Source organism: Spirilliplanes yamanashiensis, from assembly GCF_016863475.1.
Classification (GTDB): Bacteria; Actinomycetota; Actinomycetes; order Mycobacteriales; family Micromonosporaceae; genus Spirilliplanes; species Spirilliplanes yamanashiensis.
In genome coordinates, this window is the sequence record NZ_BOOY01000027.1 from 92,764 (window position 1) to 110,108 (window position 17,345).

At 75.2% G+C, this 17,345-nt stretch carries 16 protein-coding genes; 7 read left to right on the plus strand and 9 right to left on the minus strand.

What is annotated here, in order from left to right; translation table 11 throughout:
* From Sya03_RS18965 to Sya03_RS18975, 3 genes are read right to left on the minus strand one after another with little or no spacing between them, the layout of a single operon-like run.
* Positions 1 to 777, minus strand: a complete 777-nt coding sequence (locus Sya03_RS18965; RefSeq protein ID WP_203939666.1) for an ATP-binding cassette domain-containing protein — start codon at positions 775 to 777, stop codon at positions 1 to 3.
* A complete protein-coding gene (locus Sya03_RS18970) occupies positions 774 to 1,754 on the minus strand; it encodes an ABC transporter permease (RefSeq protein ID WP_203939667.1) in 981 nt (326 codons plus the stop codon). Before Sya03_RS18970 ends, Sya03_RS18965 begins: the two co-directional genes overlap by 4 nt.
* Positions 1,751 to 2,779 carry a substrate-binding domain-containing protein gene (locus Sya03_RS18975; protein ID WP_203939668.1) on the minus strand — a complete coding sequence of 343 codons (1,029 nt, stop codon included), beginning with the start codon at positions 2,777 to 2,779 and terminating at the stop codon, positions 1,751 to 1,753. Before Sya03_RS18975 ends, Sya03_RS18970 begins: the two co-directional genes overlap by 4 nt.
* A gap of 134 nt (positions 2,780 to 2,913) precedes the next feature.
* Here Sya03_RS18975 and Sya03_RS18980 point away from each other — a divergent pair, with 134 nt between their 5' ends.
* From Sya03_RS18980 to Sya03_RS18990, 3 genes are read left to right on the plus strand one after another with little or no spacing between them, the layout of a single operon-like run.
* On the plus strand, positions 2,914 to 4,101 hold the full coding sequence (locus tag Sya03_RS18980; RefSeq protein WP_203939669.1) for an ROK family transcriptional regulator: 1,188 nt from the start codon (positions 2,914 to 2,916) through the stop codon (positions 4,099 to 4,101).
* Between the two features lie 47 nt (positions 4,102 to 4,148).
* On the plus strand, positions 4,149 to 4,325 hold the full coding sequence (locus Sya03_RS18985) for a DUF1059 domain-containing protein (protein WP_203939670.1): 177 nt from the start codon (positions 4,149 to 4,151) through the stop codon (positions 4,323 to 4,325).
* Positions 4,326 to 4,354: 29 nt separating this feature from the next.
* A complete protein-coding gene (locus tag Sya03_RS18990) occupies positions 4,355 to 5,260 on the plus strand; it encodes a TPM domain-containing protein (RefSeq protein WP_203939671.1) in 906 nt (301 codons plus the stop codon).
* 5 nt (positions 5,261 to 5,265) lie between these two features.
* Here Sya03_RS18990 and Sya03_RS18995 read toward each other — a convergent pair whose 3' ends face one another.
* The 3 genes from Sya03_RS18995 to Sya03_RS19005 form a co-directional block, all read right to left on the minus strand.
* Entirely contained in the window at positions 5,266 to 5,940 is a 675-nt protein-coding gene (locus tag Sya03_RS18995) for a hypothetical protein (RefSeq protein WP_203939672.1), read from the minus strand.
* A gap of 146 nt (positions 5,941 to 6,086) precedes the next feature.
* Positions 6,087 to 6,332 carry a hypothetical protein gene (locus tag Sya03_RS19000; protein ID WP_203939673.1) on the minus strand — a complete coding sequence of 82 codons (246 nt, stop codon included), beginning with the start codon at positions 6,330 to 6,332 and terminating at the stop codon, positions 6,087 to 6,089.
* A 58-nt stretch (positions 6,333 to 6,390) separates the two neighbouring features.
* Positions 6,391 to 7,590, minus strand: a complete 1,200-nt coding sequence (locus Sya03_RS19005) for an MFS transporter (RefSeq protein ID WP_203939674.1) — start codon at positions 7,588 to 7,590, stop codon at positions 6,391 to 6,393.
* A gap of 122 nt (positions 7,591 to 7,712) precedes the next feature.
* On the opposite strand from Sya03_RS19005, the gene Sya03_RS19010 reads away from it, so the two are divergent.
* Positions 7,713 to 7,997, plus strand: a complete 285-nt coding sequence (locus tag Sya03_RS19010) for a hypothetical protein (RefSeq protein WP_203939675.1) — start codon at positions 7,713 to 7,715, stop codon at positions 7,995 to 7,997.
* Between the two features lie 3 nt (positions 7,998 to 8,000).
* On the opposite strand, the gene Sya03_RS19015 is transcribed toward Sya03_RS19010, so the two are convergent.
* From Sya03_RS19015 to Sya03_RS19025, 3 genes are read right to left on the minus strand one after another with little or no spacing between them, the layout of a single operon-like run.
* Entirely contained in the window at positions 8,001 to 8,651 is a 651-nt protein-coding gene (locus Sya03_RS19015; RefSeq protein ID WP_239107675.1) for a response regulator, read from the minus strand.
* Positions 8,648 to 10,642, minus strand: coding sequence for a sensor histidine kinase (locus Sya03_RS19020; protein WP_203939676.1), 1,995 nt, complete (start codon positions 10,640 to 10,642; stop codon positions 8,648 to 8,650). The genes Sya03_RS19015 and Sya03_RS19020 overlap by 4 nt, the downstream gene beginning before the upstream one ends.
* Positions 10,643 to 10,650: 8 nt before the next feature.
* Positions 10,651 to 11,331 (minus strand): hypothetical protein, encoded by a 681-nt coding sequence (locus Sya03_RS19025; protein ID WP_203939677.1) that lies wholly within the window; start codon positions 11,329 to 11,331, stop codon positions 10,651 to 10,653.
* Positions 11,332 to 11,782: 451 nt separating this feature from the next.
* On the opposite strand from Sya03_RS19025, the gene Sya03_RS19030 reads away from it, so the two are divergent.
* From Sya03_RS19030 to Sya03_RS19040, 3 genes are read left to right on the plus strand one after another with little or no spacing between them, the layout of a single operon-like run.
* Entirely contained in the window at positions 11,783 to 13,105 is a 1,323-nt protein-coding gene (locus Sya03_RS19030) for a glycosyltransferase (RefSeq protein ID WP_239107676.1), read from the plus strand.
* The gene (locus Sya03_RS19035) at positions 13,102 to 14,892 is read left to right on the plus strand and encodes an ArnT family glycosyltransferase (protein ID WP_203939678.1); all 1,791 of its coding nucleotides are present in this window, start codon (positions 13,102 to 13,104) and stop codon (positions 14,890 to 14,892) included. Before Sya03_RS19030 ends, Sya03_RS19035 begins: the two co-directional genes overlap by 4 nt.
* Entirely contained in the window at positions 14,889 to 17,330 is a 2,442-nt protein-coding gene (locus Sya03_RS19040) for a galactose oxidase early set domain-containing protein (RefSeq protein WP_203939679.1), read from the plus strand. Before Sya03_RS19035 ends, Sya03_RS19040 begins: the two co-directional genes overlap by 4 nt.
* Positions 17,331 to 17,345: the final 15 nt, after the last annotated feature.

The following is a 17,345-nucleotide window of genomic DNA, read 5'->3' on the forward strand; positions in this document are numbered from 1 at the left end:
TCAGGCGCTCTTAGCGCCGGTGATCAGGGCGACGATCTCCTCGCCGGTCGTCTCGGCGGTGCGGCGGCCGCCGACGCAGCGGCCGGCGCGCATCACCCACACGTGGTTGCTGAGCCGCATGACCTGCGCGAAGTTGTGGCTGATGAGCAGCACGGCGTGGCCCTCGTCGCGCAGCCGCAGGATGAGCTCCTCGACGCGGGCGGTCTCCTGCACGCCGAGCGCGGCCGTGGGCTCGTCCATGATGACGAGCTTGGAGCTGAACCCGGCGGCCCGGCAGATGGCCACGGCCTGGCGCTGGCCGCCGGACAGCCGCCGCACCCGGCTCTTGACCGCGGGCACGTTGACGGCGAGCCCGGCCACCATCTCCTGCGCCTTGCGCTGCATGCCGCGCCGGTCGAGCAGGGCGAACGGGCCGAACCGGTGCACCAGCTCGCGGTTGAGGAACAGGTTCTGCCACACGGTGAGGTCCTCGACCAGCGCCAGGTTCTGGTGCACGGTCTCGATGCCGGCCTCGCGGGCCTCCTCCGGGTTGCGGAAGTGGACCTCGCGGCCGTCGAGCGAGATGGTGCCCGCGTCGGGCCGGTGGATGCCGGAGATGCAGCGCACCAGCGTGGACTTGCCGGCGCCGTTGTCGCCGACCAGCGCGGTGATCTCGCCGCGCTTGAGGTGCAGCGACACGTCGACGAGGGCGCGCACGCTGCCGAAGGAGAGGGAGACGTCGTCGACGGTGACGAGCGTGTCGATCGCGGTGCCGGAGGTGGCGGGGCTGGTCGTCATCGCTGGAACCTCGTCAGGAAGGCGGCCAGCACCACGACGATGCCGACGGCGACGGGCTGGTAGAACTGCGAGACGCCGAGCAGCGTCAGGCCGTTGGTGAGCGCGGTGAGCAGCAGGGCGCCGATCACCGGGCCGGTGATGGTGGCGCGGCCGCCCATCAGGCTCACGCCGCCGAGCACGACGGCCGCGACGCTGTTGAGCAGGAAGGACGTGTTGCTGGCGGGCTCGGCGGCGCCGACCCGGGCGATGAGCAGGATGGCGCCGAGGCCGGCGAGCGTCCCGCTGATGACGTAGACCGCGATCTTGACGCGGGCGGTGCTGATGCCGGTGGCGGTGGCGGCCTCGGACGAGCCGCCGGTGGCCAGCACGTGGGTGCCGAACCGGGTGCGGAACAGCACCACGTGGGCGATGACCGCGACGACGGCGGCGATGATCGCCGACCAGCCGAGGATGCCGACGCCGCCCGCGGACAGCCGCAGCAGGAAGGCGTTGATGACGGTGACGGGCTTGCCGTCGGACAGCACCAGCGCGGCGCCGGAGGCGAACGACAGCGCGCCCAGCGTCACGATGAAGTCGGTGATCTTGCCCTTGGCGATGACGGCGCCGTTGATCGCGCCGATCAGCAGGCCGGCCACGACCGCGGCGAGCATGCAGGCCGCGAGGGGCCAGCCGGCGGCGAACGTCTGGCCGAACACCACCGCGGCGAAGGTCATGATGGACGCGACGGACAGGTCGATGCCGCCGGTGGCGATGACGAAGGTCTGCCCGACCGCGAGGATCGTCAGGATGGCGGCGGCCACCAGCATGGACTGGATGTTGCCGCTGCTGAGGAACGTCGGGTCGGCGATGCCGAAGACGATCACCAGCAGCACCAGGCCGACGAGGGCGGCCCACTCGGCCCAGAAGCCGACGTCCTTGAGGCGGTGGCTGAACGGTTCGGTGTCGCGCTTGGCCGCGACGGTGGCGGTGGTGGTCACGACAGCAGCGCCTTGAACGGGTCGGCGTACTCGCCGAACGGCTTCGGCGTGGCGGCGATGGCGGCGTCGGCGTTCTCCTTGGTGACGACCTCGACCGGCGCCTCGACGTTGGCCGGCAGCTGGGCGCCCTTGGCGGCGGCCTGGCAGGCCTCCATGCCCATCTGGCCGATCGCCCACGGGTACTGGGCCACGACGGCGTCGACCTGGCCGGCCTTGACCGCCTCGAGGGCGTCCTTGATGCCGTCCACGCTGATGATCTTGATCTGGCCGGTCTTGCCGGCGCTGGCGACCGCGCGGGCGACGCCCAGGCCCATGTCGTCGTTGGCGACGAAGAAGCCCTTCAGGTCCGGCTGCGCGCGCATGATGTTGGTGGCCTGGGTCAGCGCCTCCTGGCGCTCCCAGTTGGCCGCGACGGTCTGCACGAGCTCCAGCTTGCCGGTGGTGGCCTGGGTGAAGCCCTCGATCCGGGCGCCGCTGGTGACGTCGCCGGCGATGCCGCCGATGGCGGCGACCTTGCCGCCGTCCGGCAGCAGGGTGAGCATCTGCTCGCCGGCCTTGCTGCCCGCCGAGACGTTGTTGGTGCCGATGTACGTGGCCGGGCTGGCGTTCGCGGCCTTGGCGGCGGCGGCCTCGACCGGGCTGTCGATGTTGACGATCGTCTTCTTCTTGGCGGCCAGCTGCGCCAGGCCCTGCACCAGGTTGGTGCCGGAGATCGGGTTGACGATGTAGCAGGAGTAGTCCTGCCCGGCGAGGCCGGAGAGCTTGTCCGCCTGGCCGGTGGTGTCGGTGATCGAGGCGGCGGCCTGCACGGTGGTCTGCACCCCGGCGGTCTTCGCCTGCTCCTCGATGCCCTGCTGCATCGACTGGAAGAACGGGTTGTCGAGGCCCTTGATGACGGCCGCGACCTTGGCGGTGCCGCCCTCGGTCGCGGTGCCGCCGCCGGCCTCCTCGCCGGAGCCGCAGGCCGTCGTCAGGAGAAGCAGCGCGGCGGTCGTGCCGCCGATGAGCGCTGAGCGGGGTGCCATGGGGGAGGTCCTTCCGGATGAAGTCGAACGCATGACGCGGGAGTTACGACTGATTACAGTCCCGACTTCTGACGGATGTCAAGCAAAAGTTCTGGGGCTTTCGTATTGCGCCTAGTCGTAATACGATCCTTGCCGTGACGACCAGCCCCACCGCATCCGGCGGCGTCGGAGACGTGCTCGGCATGTTCCGCACCCAGTCGAGCCTCACCCGGGCCGACGTGATGGAGCAGACCGGACTGTCCCGCTCGACCGTCAACCAGCGCCTCGACGCCCTGCTCGCGGCCGGGCTCGTCGTGCCCAGCGGCGAGGGCACCCCCACCGGCGGCAGACCCGCCAGCCGCTTCACCTTCAACCGCTCCCGCGGCGTGCTGCTCGTCGCCGACATCGGCGCCACCGGCATGCGCACCGCCCTGTGCGACCTGCGCGGCACCGTCTGCCACGAGTCCGAGCGCACGATCGACGTCGCCGACGGGCCGCAGAGCGTGCTGACCGCCGCCCAGGAGATGTTCGCCGCGCTGCTGCGCACCGCCGGGCGCACCCCCGCCGAGGTGTACGGGGTCGGCATCGACGTGCCCGGGCCCGTCGACTTCGGCACCGGCCAGGTCGTCAGCCCGCCCATCATGAGCGGCTGGGACCGCTACGACATCCCCGGCTGGTTCGCCGCCCACTACGACTGCCCCGTGCTCGTCGACAAGGACGTCAACGCGATGGCCTTCGGCGAGCAGCGCACCGTGCACCCCGACGTGCCGCACCTGCTCATGGTCAAGGCCGGCACCGGCGTCGGCGCCGGGCTCATCCTCGACGGGCACGTGCACCGCGGCGCCGACGGCGCGGCCGGCGACATCGGCCACATCCCGGTGCACGTCGCCGACGCCGACGACGAACCGGTCTGCCGGTGCGGCAACACCGGCTGCGTCGAGGCGTACGCGGGGGGCTGGGCGCTCGTGCGCGACCTGCGCGCCGCCGGGCTCGACGTCACCACCGTCGACGACGCCGTCACCCTCATCCGCACCGGCAACGTCACCGCCGTCCGGCTCGCCCGCCGCGCGGGGCGCATCCTCGGCGGCGCCATCGCCGACTCGGTGAGCCTGTTCAACCCCCGCGTCGTCGTCGTGACCGGCCAGCTCGTGCGCATCGAGGAGCAGCTGTTCGCCGGCATCCGCGAGATGGTCTACAAGCGCTCGCTGCCGCTGGCCACCCGGAACCTGCAGATCGTCCCCACCCGGCTGGAGGCCCGCGCCGGGCTGGTCGGGCTGGCCCTGCTGCTGGCCGACGGCATCTTCGCCCCCGCCCGCGTCGAGCAGCTGATGCTCGCCGGCTGAACCGACGCACGTCGTTACGCGGCGCCGGAGCCGGGTACGCACCCGGCATGGCCCTGACGATTCGCTGTAGCGACTTCAACAACGACTGCCCGGCCCAGTTCACCGCGGCCGACCGCGACGAACTGCTGCGCCACGTCGAGCTGCACACCCGCGAGGCCCACCAGCCGATGGAGTGGACCCCGGAGCTGGCCGAGGTGGTCAAGACCAAGATCCAGCAGAACTGATCTTGACCTCATGCCGCACGATACGCGGCATGAGACACCGTTCGATGTCCGCCGCCGTGCTCGCGGCGGTGGCGCTGACGCTCGCCGTGGCCGTTCCCGCCGCGGCGGCGCCCGCCTACCCGCGCGCCCAGGGGCGGTGCGTCGACCAGGCCGGGGTGCTGGGCGGCGCACTCTGCGCCCGGGTCACCGCGATCCTGCTGCGCGACGAGAAGGCCACCACCGACGAGATCGCCGTCGCCGTCGTGCCCAGCACCGGCGAGGCGGCCATCGAGGCGTGGAGCACCGGGCTGTTCAACGCCTGGGGCGTCGGCAAGCGCGACCGGGACAACGGCGTGCTGCTCGTGGTGGCCGTCGACGACCGGCGGGTGCGCCTGGAGACCGGGCGCGGCCTGGCCCGGCGGCTGCCCGACGCGGAGGCGGCCCGGATCGTCGACGACGTGGTCACCCCGGCGTTCCGGCGCGGCGACCGCGCGGCCGGCATCCTCGCCGGGCTCGACGAGGTGCGCCGGGCGCTGGGCCACGACGTGCCGCGCGCCGCCCGCCTGACGGCGCTGGCCGCGCAGGCCCAGGCCCCCACCGTGGCGCCGGTATCGGACCCCGTACCCGCCGCTGACGTCGACGGTCTGGTGGGCGGCGACTACGACGACGAGCCGTTCGACAGCGGCGGCTCCGACTCCTTCGGCGGCGCCGTGCTGCTGGTGTTCCTCGGCGTGGGTGCGCTGCTGCTGATCCTCGTGGCCGCGGGCCGGGGCGGCGGCGGCTCCGGCCCGCACCGGCACGACGGCACCGCGATCGCCCCCACGTGGTCGCCCGTGCACCACAGCACGTTCACCGGCTCCAGCGGCGGCGGGTCCAGCGGTTCCGACAGCTCCGGCTCCGGGTCGAGCTTCGGTGGCGGCGGCTCCGACGGCGGCGGGGCGTCCGGCAGCTGGTGAGGCGGTCAGTGGCAGCTCGCGCCGAGGCCCAGGCGCAGCGCGGCCAGCCCGGCGGGCGAGCGCGGCTTGCCGGCGGCCCGGCGCAGGTCGGCGTGGATGCCCGCCGGCAGCTCGCCGGCCAGCTGCTGCAGCGCCGGGAACAGGTCCAGCACCTGCCGGTTGCTGAGCGCCCCGACGCCGATGAACAGGCCGTTGACGGCGCGCGGGATCATCGTCAGCTCGCGGCACACGTGCCGGCGCCACGCCGCGTCGGCGACGTTCGTGGCCAGCTCGCGGGCGATCCGGTGGCTGAGCGAGCGGGTCGGGTCGCCGCCGTTCTGCGGGTGCGCCGGGGCGGCCCGCCGGGCCGGGTGCACCGGCACGCCCAGCCGCTTCGCCAGCTCGCGCAGGCTGATCGCGTCGTGCCAGGCGCCGCAGTCGCCGCACAGCGGGTGGTACTCGTCGGTGTCGACGACCGCCGTGGCGCCGCGGCACAGGCCGGACTTGCCGGCCGCCGTGCAGACCGGGTCGACGGTGATGTCGACCAGGCGGCCCTCGGCGTCGAAGCGGCCGACGCCGAAGAAGCTGATCGGTGTCGCGTAGAACTCCGCCCAGGCGGCCAGCTCGCTGGCGTAGCCGTCGGTGTCCACATCGACGAGGGCGTGGTCGTCGCTGGCGTAGAGCTGGATGAGCCGGAACATCCGCACTCCCCGGAGGTCGAGCCCGGCCGCACCGTCCGCGGCCGCGTCTGTCGACAGGGCATACGGGTGGGGGCCGCCGAAGGGTTCACCGGTTGTTCGGCTCGCTCGGGATGATCGATGTGTTCTGCGGCTTTTGGTCGTGACGCTCAGTGCCGAAAAGGGCCGGACAGCCCCGCCGCCGTGGCCGAGCGGGCACGCCGGCCGGCCAGCCGGAACTCGTCGAAGGTGAGGGCGTGGAAGCCGTACGCGGCGGCGCTCAGCACCGCGAACGCGGGCAGCGCCACCGCCGCCTGCCGCACGTCCAGTCCGGACGCCCCGGCCGACGCCAGGACGGCCACCAGGATGACCGCCGCGGCGGCCACGGACTCGACGAGCCGGGTCGTGTGTCTCATGGCGTTGAATCTGCCGAACGGCGGCCGGGAAAGCTTCCGTCCCGGGACGGAACCCGTCCTATGACTTTTGGTGGAGGCCGGCCGCCGGCGCGCCGATCCAGCGGTGGAGCAGGGCGGCCGCCAGCAGGCCCGCCGCGGCCATCGTCAGCGCCGCCGCGGCCAGCGACACCGCGGCGGTGACCGCGCCGATGAGCAGCGGCCCGCCGCCGTTGCCGAGGTCGGCGCACAGCCGCCAGACGCCGAGGAACTGCGCCCGGCCGGCCGCGGGGGAGACGTCGGCGCCGAGGGTGAGGATGAGCCCGGCGCTGAGGCCGTTGCCGAGGCCCATCAGCGCGGCGGCCACCGCCAGCCCGGTGACGCCGCCCGCGAGCGGCAGCACGGCGTGCGACGCCCCGAGCAGCGCCATCGCCGGGACGGCGGCCCACCGCCGGCCGCGCCGGTCCATCAGCCGTCCGGCCGGGTAGAACAGCAGCATGTCGACGGCGCCGGACAGCCCGTAGACGAGGCTCAGCGTGGCGGGGTCCAGTCCCAGCTGGGCGCCCCACAGCGGCAGGATCGTCTGCCGGGACGCCCGCAGCGCCCCCACCAGCAGGATGCCCAGGCCGAGCGTGCGCAGGGTGCGGGCGTGCGCGCGGGCCACGGCGAACACCCCGGGCCGGTCGCCGCCCGGGGCGGGCGGCCGGTCGTGCGGCACGGGCGGCAGCAGCCGCAGCAGCACGGCCGACACGGCCACGCAGGCCATCGCCACCAGGTACGCGCCGCGCAGCCCGATCGCGTGCATGGCCGCGGCGCCGAGGAACGGCCCCGCGAACGTGCCGATCCGGGAGACGCCGCCGAGGGTGGACATCGCCCGGGCCCGCAGGTCCGGGCGCACCGCCTCGGTCAGGTAGGCGTGCCGGGCGACGCCCCACGCCGCCCCGCACACGCCGAGCAGGAACACCGCGGCGCCGAGCAGCGGCACCGACCCGGCGAGCAGGCAGCCGAGCAGGGCGGGCAGGGCCAGCCCGGTGGCGCCCAGCATGACGGGCTGCTCGCCGGTCCGGGCGATGAGCGCCCCGGCGGGCAGCGCGCCCGCGAGCTGGCCCAGCCCGAGCAGGCCCACCACCGCCGCGGCCACCGCCGGGGACGCGCCCAGCCCGGTGGCCGACAGGACGATCACCGGCGCGACCGCCCCGGTGCCCACGCAGAACACGCCCGCCGGCAGGTACACCGGGGCGCCCAGGTCGCGCAGGGTCAGGCCCTCGGCGGTCGATGCCATCAGGGCACCGTATCGGCCGCGCCCTCATCACCCGCACGGTGGAACCCGCCCGGTCCGTCCGCCCCGGCCCGGTGCGGCCCCTAACGTCGGATTCGATACCGGCGTGAGAGGACGACGTGCCCATGACGCTCCAGATCCCCGCCCTGCACCACGAGGCCCTCGACGAGCGCCTGGCCGCCCGGATCGAGCAGCGCCTGATGGCCCTGGCCGACGAACTCGAGCACGCCGACGTGGTGGCGTACGGCTCCGACCGGGGCCTCGCGACCCGCGGGGGCGTCGTGCGGATGACCATCGCCGACATGGCCGCCGTGGCGGCCGAGGCGGCGGCGGAGGCGGCGCTGGAGGCGACCGCGACGATCGTGCGCATCCCGGTGGCGCCGGTGCCGGCCCGCCCCGACGACTTCTGAGCCCTACCGCCGCAGACCGGCCTCGCGGGCCAGGATGATCGCCTGCGCCCGGTCGGCGACCTGCAACTTGGCGAACACGTTCGACACGTGGTTGCGCACCGTCTTGAGGCTCAGGCCCAGCCGCTCGGCGATCTGCGGGTTCGTCAGGTGCTGGGCGAGCAGCCCGAGGATCTCCCGCTCCCGGGCGGTCAGCTCGGGAAACGCCGGCTCCGCCCGGCTCAGCCCGGCGAAGTAGCCGGTCAGCCGCGCCGCGATGGCAGGGCCGAAGATGGCCTCGCCGTCGGCCACCACCCGCACCGAGCGGATGATCTCGGCCCGCCGCGCCCCCTTCAGCAGGTAACCGCGGGCGCCCGCGCGCAGCGCCGCGAACACCGAGTCGTCGTCGTCCGCCATGCTCAGCACCAGCACCCGCACGTGCGGGCTGACCCGCACGATCCGCTCGGTGGCGGCCACCCCGCCCATGCCGGGCATCGTCAGGTCGAGCAGCACGACGTCGGGCTGCTGCGCCTCCACGGCGACGATCGCCTCCTCGCCGGACGCGGCCTCGCCGCACACCTCGATGCCGGCGCCGGTGGCGAGCAGCGCGCGCAGGCCCGCCCGGAACGGCGCGTGGTCGTCGACGAGGAGCACCCGGATCGCCTCCACCCGCGTCATCCTTCCATCACCGCCGGCAGGTCCGCGCGGATCTCCGTGCCGCCGCCGGGGCGCGCCGCGAGGGTCAGCTCGCCGCCCAGCTCGGCGGCGCGCTCGCGCATGGACGGCAGCCCCACGCCGTCGCGCCGGTCCGCGGGCAGGCCGCGCCCGTCGTCGGCGACCGTCAGGACCAGCCGGCCGCCGGCCACCGCGAACGTCACCGCGACGCGGCCGGCCGCCGCGTGCCGGCGGGCGTTGGTGACGGCCTCGACGGCGATCCGGTACGCGGCCACCTCCGTCGCCGCGGGCAGCTCCGGCAGCTCCCCGGCCGCCTCGACCCGCACCGCCGGGCCGCCGCCGGGCCAGCCCGCCAGGTGGGTGCGCACCGCCGCGACCAGCCCGATGGTGTCCAGCGCGGCCGGCCGCAGCCCGTCCACCAGGCGGCGCACGTCGGCCACGGCGGTGCGGGCGTCGGCCACCACCTCGTCCAGCAGGCGCCGCGCGGCGGCCGGCTCGGGCGTCTCCTGCGCGGCCTCGGCGCGCATCGTCAGCCCGGCCAGCGTCGGCCCCAGCCCGTCGTGCAGGTCCCGGCGCAGCCGCCGGCGCTCCTCCTCGCGCGCCACGACGAGCTGCTCACGCGAGCGGCGCAGGTCGGCGGTGAGCCGGGCGGCGTGCGCGGCCCCGGCGATCGGGCGGGCCAGGTCGGCGAGGGTGCGCCGGTCGCGGCCGCCCAGCTCCCGCTCGCCCGGCCGCGGCCCGACCAGCAGCCGGCCGACGGTCTCCGCCGCGACGACCAGCGGCACCTCCTCGACCCGCCCCGGGCGCTGTCCGGTGCCGTAGGACGGGCCGCCCGCGACCTCGATGCCCACGTACGACAGCTGCAGCGCCTCCCGCAGCGTCGCCGCCGCCGTGGCCAGCACCGCCCCGGGCTCGCGGACGGTGTCGAGGCGCTCGCCGAGCCGGCGCAGCACCGCGTACGGGTTGTCGCGCTCGCCGTACAGCCACAGGTTGACCCGGCGCTGGAGCCGGTGCCGGGCCGGCGCGAACAGCACCGCGGCGACCGCCGCCCCGGCCAGCGACCCGGGCAGGCCGCCCACCTCCACGGCCCCCAGCACCGCCACCACCGCCAGGTAGCTGCCGCCCACCACCACCGACAGCGCGCCGAACACGGCGGTGCGGCCGATCAGCACGTCGATGTCGAACAGCCGGTGCCGCAGGATCGCCACCCCGACCGCGACCGGCACCAGCGTGGTGGCGGCCGCGCCCGCCACGTCCCACGGCCCGTCGGGCGCGGGCCACACCCGGCCGGGCCGGTCGTCGAGCAGGCCCGCCGCCAGCCGGCCCAGGACGACCGCGGCGGTGAGCGCCAGCGCGTACGCCACCCAGCGGGCCTGCTGGCGCCGCACCCCCCGCGCGCGGTGCGCGGCCACCAGCACGGCGGCGCCGCCGGCCACGAACACCGCCCCGGCCGCCAGCGTGAACGCCACCCCGGCGGCGTCGGCGACCGGCTGCAGACCGGCCACCCCGAGCGGGTTCGGCACGCGGCTCGTCGCCACCTGGTCGTTCGGGCCGGGCCGCAGCGCCCCGGTCAGTGCCGCCACCGCGGCCAGGACACCGAACACGATCGCCGCCGGCCGCCAGCGCGGCGACGGCAGCCGGCCGTCGGGGAAGAACACCGGGGCGAGGGCGATCCCCGCGTTCGCGGGCACCCACAGCCAGGTCTGCGGCCAGGCCAGCGCCGCCACGCCGGTGCGCACGGCGGCCTGGCCGCCCGCCTCCAGCGCCGCGAAGCAGGCGGCCGAGCCGAGCAGCAGCACCCCCACCGGGTGGCCGGGCCGGTGCCGCAGCACCAGGCCGCCGACGGCCGCGCACGCCGCCACCGACAGCAGGTGGCCGAGCCCGGCCGGCGGCGCCCCGTTGCCCAGCGCGAGCGTCCCCCCGGCCGCGGCCAGCAGGACGGTCACGCCGGCCACCACCGGTCCCGCCACCGGCCCCGCCACCGTCGCGCGCATGCGTCTCCTCAGTTCGTCCGCGGCCGTGCCGCGAAGACCACCCCGGCCAGGATGACCCACAGCCCGGCCGGGACGAGCGCGATGTACTGCACCGGGTAGAGCTGCGTCGCGCCGACGAGCGCCGCCAGCGCCGCGCTGGTCCCGGCGAACCAGCGGCCCACCGCGCCGTGCCGGAAACCGGCCACCGCGACGGCGCCCGCGGCCAGGCCACCGCCCGCCCACACCCACGCCAGGGTGTCGTAGACCGCCAGCTGCGCCACGATGGCGTCCGGGTCGGCGCCGGCGTCCAGCGCCCAGAACAGCTCGGTGGCGATCCCGCCGCCGACCAGCACCAGCACGGCGACCGCGCCCACGCCCGCCGCCGCCAGGCCGGGCAGCAGGCTGGCGGCCGGCACGTGCGCGGCGAGCGAGCGGCGCAGGCCCGCGGCGAAGACGGCCAGGCACAGCGCGGTGACGGCGCAGACGACCTGGTACGCCCACACGTACCCGCCGCGCCCGGCCAGCGTGGCGGCGAGCGCCGCGTTGTCGCCGAGCAGCCCCTCGGCGGGGGCGGTCAGCTCGGCGCACGCGAACAGGCCGGCCAGCCCGGTCAGGCCCCCGGCCGCGCCGGTCAGGGCCCAGGCCCGGGGCGGCCGGGTCACCGGCGCGGTGTGCGGGGCGGGGACGGGGACGGTGGTCGAGGGCTGCATGGCTTCTCCCTGGTGTGCCGGACGATGCCCCCACACCGTGTCGGCCGGGCGTCCCGGTCCGCGCGGGGCAGCCGTCCCGGCCGGCCGGGAATCCGCCGGGACCGGGCAGTGACCAAGATCCCTCCGTCGCTTTTCTGGCCCCCCTTCAACCATTCGCCCGGGGCAATGATCCGGCTGACCTGCGGCGACGCGGCAATGCCGCCGAAATGGCGTGGCGCGCCGGGCGCCGGACATCTCCCCGTCACCGGGCCGCAATTTCACCGCGCCCGATGACTGCCTAATGTGTACGGTGCATCGCGCCCGGTGACGGGCGCGGTCGGGGGTGGGCGGTCGCCGGGACAGGGCGACCGGTCGCCGGGGAGCGCCGTATGGGGCGGCGGCCCGCCCGAGTGGTGCGGTGCGCCCCCGGCCGGGGACAGGCCGGAGCGGCGCGGGATGGGGAGATCGCTGCATGTCCGTCGTCATCGTCGTGTTGTCCGTGCTCGTCGGGGGCATCGCCACCGTCACCCTGTGGTGGACGGTGCACGCCTGGCGCACCCCCGAGACGCTGGCGGGCACCCGGTTCGCGGAGCCCGACCGGCACCACGAGCTGTCGTTCTCGCTGCTGCTGCCCGCCCGGCACGAGGAGGGCGTGCTCGCCCACACCGTCACCCGCATGCTGGAGTCGACCCACACCGAGTACGAGATCGTCGTCATCGTCGGCCACGACGACCCGGGCACCTCGGCGGTCGCCGAGCGGCTGGCCCGGCAGCGCCCCGACCGGGTGCGGGTCGTCGTCGACCACCACCCGGTGAAGAACAAGCCGCGGGCGCTGAACACCGCGCTGCCCACCTGCCGCGGGCAGATCGTCGGCGTCTTCGACGCCGAGGACGTGGTGCACCCGGAATTGCTGCACCACGTCGACCACGCATTCTCGACCACCGGCGCGGACGTGGTCCAGGGCGGCGTCCAGCTGATCAATTACCATTCCAGCTGGTACAGCCTGCGCAATTGCCTGGAGTACTTCTTCTATTTCCGCAGCAGGCTGCACCTGCACGCCGAGAAGGGCTTCATCCCGCTCGGCGGCAACACCGTCTTCGTGCGCACCGACGTGCTGCGCGCCGCCGGCGGCTGGGACGGCGACTGCCTCGCCGAGGACTGCGACCTGGGCGTGCGCCTGAGCAGCCGGGGCAAGAAGGTCGTCGTCGCGTACGACTCGATGATCGTCACCCGGGAGGAGACGCCCGACTCGCTCGGCGCGCTCGTCAAGCAGCGCACCCGGTGGAACCAGGGCTTCCTGCAGGTGCTCGCGAAGGGCGACTGGAAGCAGCTGCCGACCGTGTGGGGCCGGGCGCTGGCGCTGTACACGCTGTCCGGGCCGTTCCTGCAGGCGTTCAGCGGGGTCGTCACGCCGCTCGGCCTGGTGCTGGCGCTGACGTTCGACCTGCCCGCCGCGGTCGCGCTGGTCACCTTCCTGCCGTTCATCCCCACCCTGGCGACGCTGCTGTTCGAGCTGGTCGGCCTGCACGACTTCGGCGTGCAGTACGGGCTGCGCATCAAGCTGCGGCACTACGTGCTGCTCGCCGTCGGCGCGCCCGTCTACACGCTGGTGCTGTCGTACGCGGCGGTGCGCGCGGTGGTGCGCCACCTGCGCGGCCGCAACGACTGGGAGCTCACCCGGCACATCGGCGCGCACCTGGGCGACGCCGCCGTGCCCGCAGCGGCCGTTGTGCCCGCCGTCGGGCGCGCCGCCGTCGTGCCCGCGCCGCGCGATAGCACGGAGGTCGCCGCGTGACCGCGACGGACGAGACCGTGGTGCTGCGCACCCCCGCCGCCGACGAGACGGCCGTGCTGACCGCCCCGGCCGCGGCCGACACCGCCGTGCTGCGCGCGCCCGGGCCCGACGAGACGGTCGTGCTGCGCACGCCCGGGCCGGACGAGACCGTCGTGCTGCGCGTCGCGCAGACGCCCGCCCCGGCGGTGCGCCGGCCGGTGGGGGAGCGGCTGCTGCTCGCCGGGCTGCTCGCCGTCGTCGCCCTCGTGCAGGGCTGGAACATCCTCGACTACCCGCAGGTCAGCGACGACGAGGGCACCTACCTCGCGCAGGGCTGGGCCGTCGCCACCGGCAACGGCCTCGCCCACTACACCTACTGGTACGACCACCCGCCGTTCGCGTGGATGCAGCTCGCCGCGCTGCGCTGGATCCCGGCGGCGCTGCTGCCCGGCGAGCTGGCCGTCGCCTCGGCCCGGTTCGTCATGCTGCTGGTCGCCGTGCTCAGCGCGGCGCTGCTGTTCGTGCTGGCCCGCCGGCACGGCCTGCGCCCGTGGACGGCCGCCCTCGCCGTCGTGCTGTTCGCGCTGTCGCCGCTGGCCGTCACCATGCAGCGGCAGATCTACCTGGACAACTTCGCGGTGCTGTGGATGCTGGCGGCGTTCGTGCTGGCCCGCTCGCCGCAGCGCAACCTGTGGCACCACGCCGCCGCGGGCATCTGCGCGGCGCTGGCGGTGCTGTCGAAGGAGACCATCGCCATCGTGCTGCCGGCGCTGCTCGTCGCGCTGTGGCAGGGCAGCCACCGCAGCACCCGCAAGTTCACGCTCACCGCGTTCTTCTGCACGGTCGTCCCGCTGATCGCGCTGTACCCGCTGTACGCGCTGCTCAACGGCGAGCTGTTCCCGGGCGACGACCACGTGTCGCTGCTCGGCGCGCTGCTGTTCCAGGTGGCGGACCGGGCCGGCACCGGCAGCTTCCTCGACCCGGCCGACGGCGCGTACCAGCTGCTGCACTCGTGGCTGTACCACGACCCGGTCATCGTGCTCGCCGGCGCGGCGGCCGTGCTGGTGGCGCTGGCCAGCCGCCGCCTGCGGGCCCCCGCGGTGGCCGGGGTCATCCTCATCGCGATGGCGCTGCGCCCCGGCGGCTACCTGCCCGCCATGTACGTCATCCAGGCGCTGCCGTTCTTCGCGCTGTGCCTCGCCGGGCTCGCCGGCCTGGCCGCCGCGTGGGCCGGCGGGCGGCGCCGCCCGCCGCTGGAGCGGCCGTGGTGGCTGCGGCTGAGCCCGCCGTCGCGGCTGCGGCTGCGCCTCGGCGCGCCCGCGTGGCTGTCCGCCGCCGTCGACCGGGTGGCGGCCCGGCCGTGGTCGCGCCGCCTGGCCGAGACGGCCGTCGTCGTGCTGGCCGTCGCGGCGGCCGCGCCGTGGTGGGCCGACGGGCACGTCCGCGCCGCCACCGCGTCCGCCAACGACGGCTACGCCGACGCCGTCGCCTGGATCGAGCGGGAGATCCCGGACCGGGCGAACACCCGGATCCTCGTCGACGACGCGATCTGGGTCGACCTCGTCGAGGCGGGCTTCACCCCCGGCACCGGGGTCATCTGGTTCTACAAGGCTGACCTCGACCCGGCCGTCACGTCGACGCTGCCCAACGGCTGGCGCGACGTCGACTGGGTCGTCACCAGCCCCATCGTGCGACAGGAGGAGGGCACGTTGCCCACAGTGGACGCGGCCGTGGCGAACTCGGTCCCCCGGGCGGTCTTCGGCGCCGGGGACGACCGCATCGAGGTGCGCCGGGTGACGGCCCCGTGAGCCGCCCCGGCCGCTGGGCCCTCGGCTCGCCCGCCCGCCCGCCGCGCCCCCGCGGCCACCGGCGGCCCGGCCGCGCGCGCCGCCGGCTGGCCCTCGCGCTGGCGTTCCTCGTCGTCGTGCCGCTCGGCCTGCTCGGCCAGCAGGCCGCGTTCGCCGCCGGCAACCTGCTCGACAACCCCGGCCTGGAGATCCTCGACGGCGACCTGCCGCGCTGCTGGGCCGCCCGCGGCTGGGGCGACAACACCGGCAGCACCGAGGTGGTCGGCGACGCGTACACCGGCCGGCACGCCGTGCGGGTGACGCTCACCGCCCGCACCGACGGCGACCGCAAGCTCATCGCCGTCGAGAACGCCGACTGCGCCCCCGCCGTGACGCCGGGCCGCCAGTACGACCTGTCCGTCCGGTACCGCTCCAGCACGCCCGACGCGGCGGTCACCGTGTTCCGGCACGACACCGCCACCGGCTGGCAGTACTGGACCGACCTGATGACGGTGCCGGTCAGCGGCGACTGGGCGGCGCTGGAGGTGCGCACCCCCGAGGTGCCGCCGGGCACCGACCGGATCAGCTGGGGCGTGTCGGTGTACGGCGTCGGCTCGGTCACCACCGACGACTACGCCATGGTCGACGCCACCCCGGAGGAGCCCGAGCCGGTGTGCGCCGCCGGCGCCGCCTGCGTCGCCGGGTCGTGGGAGGTGCTGCCGTACCCGTCGCCCGTGCGCGGCGTGCACAGCGTGCTGCTGCACAACGGCAAGGTGCTGCTCATCGCCGGCTCCGGCAACTCGCCGGAGATGTTCGAGGCGGGCGACTTCCGCAGCACCGTGTTCGACCCGGTGGCCGGCACCTTCACCGACGTGCCCACCCCGGAGGACCTGTTCTGCGCCGGGCACGTGCAGCTCGCCGACGGCCGGGTGCTGGTGGTCAGCGGCAACAAGGGCTACCCCGACCCGCAGCAGGGCGCCGACTACCAGGGCCTGAAGGCGTCGTACATCTTCGACCCGGCCACCAACCGCTACACCCCGACCAACGACCCGCAGGACGGCCACTGGTACCCGTCGGCCACGATCCTCGGCAACGGCGACGTCATCAGCCTCGGCGGCCTCGGCGAGGACAGCCGCGGCACGGTCATCGCCGAGTACTTCGACGCGGCGCAGGAGCGCTGGCTCAGCCGGGCCGAGACGAAGCAGACGTGGTCGTTCTGGGGCCTGTACCCGGCGATGATCCTGCTGCAGGACGGGCGGCTGTTCTACACCGGCAGCCACACGTTCGGCGACAACCTGCCCGGCGGCGGCGCGAAGCTGTACGACTACGAGACGCAGACGATCGTGGACGTGCCGGGCCTGCAGGACAAGAACCAGCGCGACCAGTCGGCCAGCGTGCTGCTGCCGCCCGCGCAGGACCAGCGGGTGCTCACCATGGGCGGCGGCAACAACCAGAATGCCATCCCGGCCAACCGGCTCACCGACCTCATCGACCTGAAGGCGCCGCAGCCGCGCTACACGCCCGGGCCGCTGCTGCCGCAGGGCACCCGCACCGGCGGCGTCCCGCAGACCGGGGCCGAGGGCAAGATGTACGTCTCGGCGGTGATCCTGCCCGACGGCAAGGTGTTCGAGACCGGCGGCGCGGTGTTCAACCGGGCGGAACCGGTGTTCGAGGCGTCCATGTTCGACCCGGCCACCGACACCTACCAGGCGGGCATGGCCACCGACCCGGTGCCGCGCGGCTACCACTCGTCGTCGATCCTGCTGCCAGACGGGCGGGTGCTGTCCGTGGGCGACAACCCCGGCAACGGTTCGTTCGAGCTGCGGCTGTCGCTGTACTCGCCGCCGTACCTGCACCGGGGCGCCCGGCCGCGGATCACCGGCGTCGCCGCGCAGCAGTGGGCGTGGGGCGCGCCGCAGCGGGTCACGGTGGACCGCCCGGTCGCCCGGGCGCAGCTGATCCGGCCCGCCGCGGTGACCCACTCGTCCGACCCGAACCAGCGCTCGGTGGACCTGCCGCTGACCGTCGTGGACGACACCACCGTCGACCTGCACCTGACGGCCAACCCGAACATCGCCCCGCCCGGCTGGTACATGCTCACCGTCACCGACGCGGCGGGCGTGCCGTCGGTGGCCCGCTGGGTGCAGGTGGGCGCGGTCACGCCGCGGGCGGCGCCGCGGGTGCACGACTTCGCCGCCACCCCGGGCGCGCGGGCGGCCGCGCGGGTGCCCGTGCCGAAGGGCGCGGCGGTGGCCGGCGGGTTCGACGGCTGCGACCGCGACTACGGCGACCCGGGCCAGTGCGTGCCGCGCCGGCTGCCCGCCGAGGTCACCGACGCGTGCGCGTGGCTGCGCGAGCGCGACTACCTGCCGCTCACCGTGCGCGGCCGCGACGCGCTGGGCCTCGACCGTGACCGGGACGGGCGGGCGTGCGCCCGCGGCGGTCCCCGGCGGCGCTGAACCGGACACCGGGTG

Excerpts from the sequence above, each read along its gene's own strand:
- Sya03_RS19020 (WP_203939676.1), bottom strand. The coding sequence starts at position 10,642 with ATGCGCGCGACGGTGGCGGGGCCGGTGGCGGGACCGGTGGTGGCCGGC.
- Sya03_RS18995 (WP_203939672.1), bottom strand. The coding sequence starts at position 5,940 with ATGTTCCGGCTCATCCAGCTCTACGCCAGCGACGACCACGCCCTCGTC.
- Sya03_RS19005 (WP_203939674.1), bottom strand. The coding sequence starts at position 7,590 with ATGGCATCGACCGCCGAGGGCCTGACCCTGCGCGACCTGGGCGCCCCG.
- Sya03_RS18990 (WP_203939671.1), top strand. The coding sequence starts at position 4,355 with ATGAGACACCGTTCGATGTCCGCCGCCGTGCTCGCGGCGGTGGCGCTG.
- Sya03_RS19000 (WP_203939673.1), bottom strand. The coding sequence starts at position 6,332 with ATGAGACACACGACCCGGCTCGTCGAGTCCGTGGCCGCCGCGGCGGTC.
- Sya03_RS19030 (WP_239107676.1), top strand. The coding sequence starts at position 11,783 with ATGTCCGTCGTCATCGTCGTGTTGTCCGTGCTCGTCGGGGGCATCGCC.
- Sya03_RS19010 (WP_203939675.1), top strand. The coding sequence starts at position 7,713 with ATGACGCTCCAGATCCCCGCCCTGCACCACGAGGCCCTCGACGAGCGC.
- Sya03_RS19015 (WP_239107675.1), bottom strand. The coding sequence starts at position 8,651 with ATGACGCGGGTGGAGGCGATCCGGGTGCTCCTCGTCGACGACCACGCG.
- Sya03_RS18975 (WP_203939668.1), bottom strand. The coding sequence starts at position 2,779 with ATGGCACCCCGCTCAGCGCTCATCGGCGGCACGACCGCCGCGCTGCTT.
- Sya03_RS18985 (WP_203939670.1), top strand. The coding sequence starts at position 4,149 with ATGGCCCTGACGATTCGCTGTAGCGACTTCAACAACGACTGCCCGGCC.
- Sya03_RS18965 (WP_203939666.1), bottom strand. The coding sequence starts at position 777 with ATGACGACCAGCCCCGCCACCTCCGGCACCGCGATCGACACGCTCGTC.
- Sya03_RS19025 (WP_203939677.1), bottom strand. The coding sequence starts at position 11,331 with ATGCAGCCCTCGACCACCGTCCCCGTCCCCGCCCCGCACACCGCGCCG.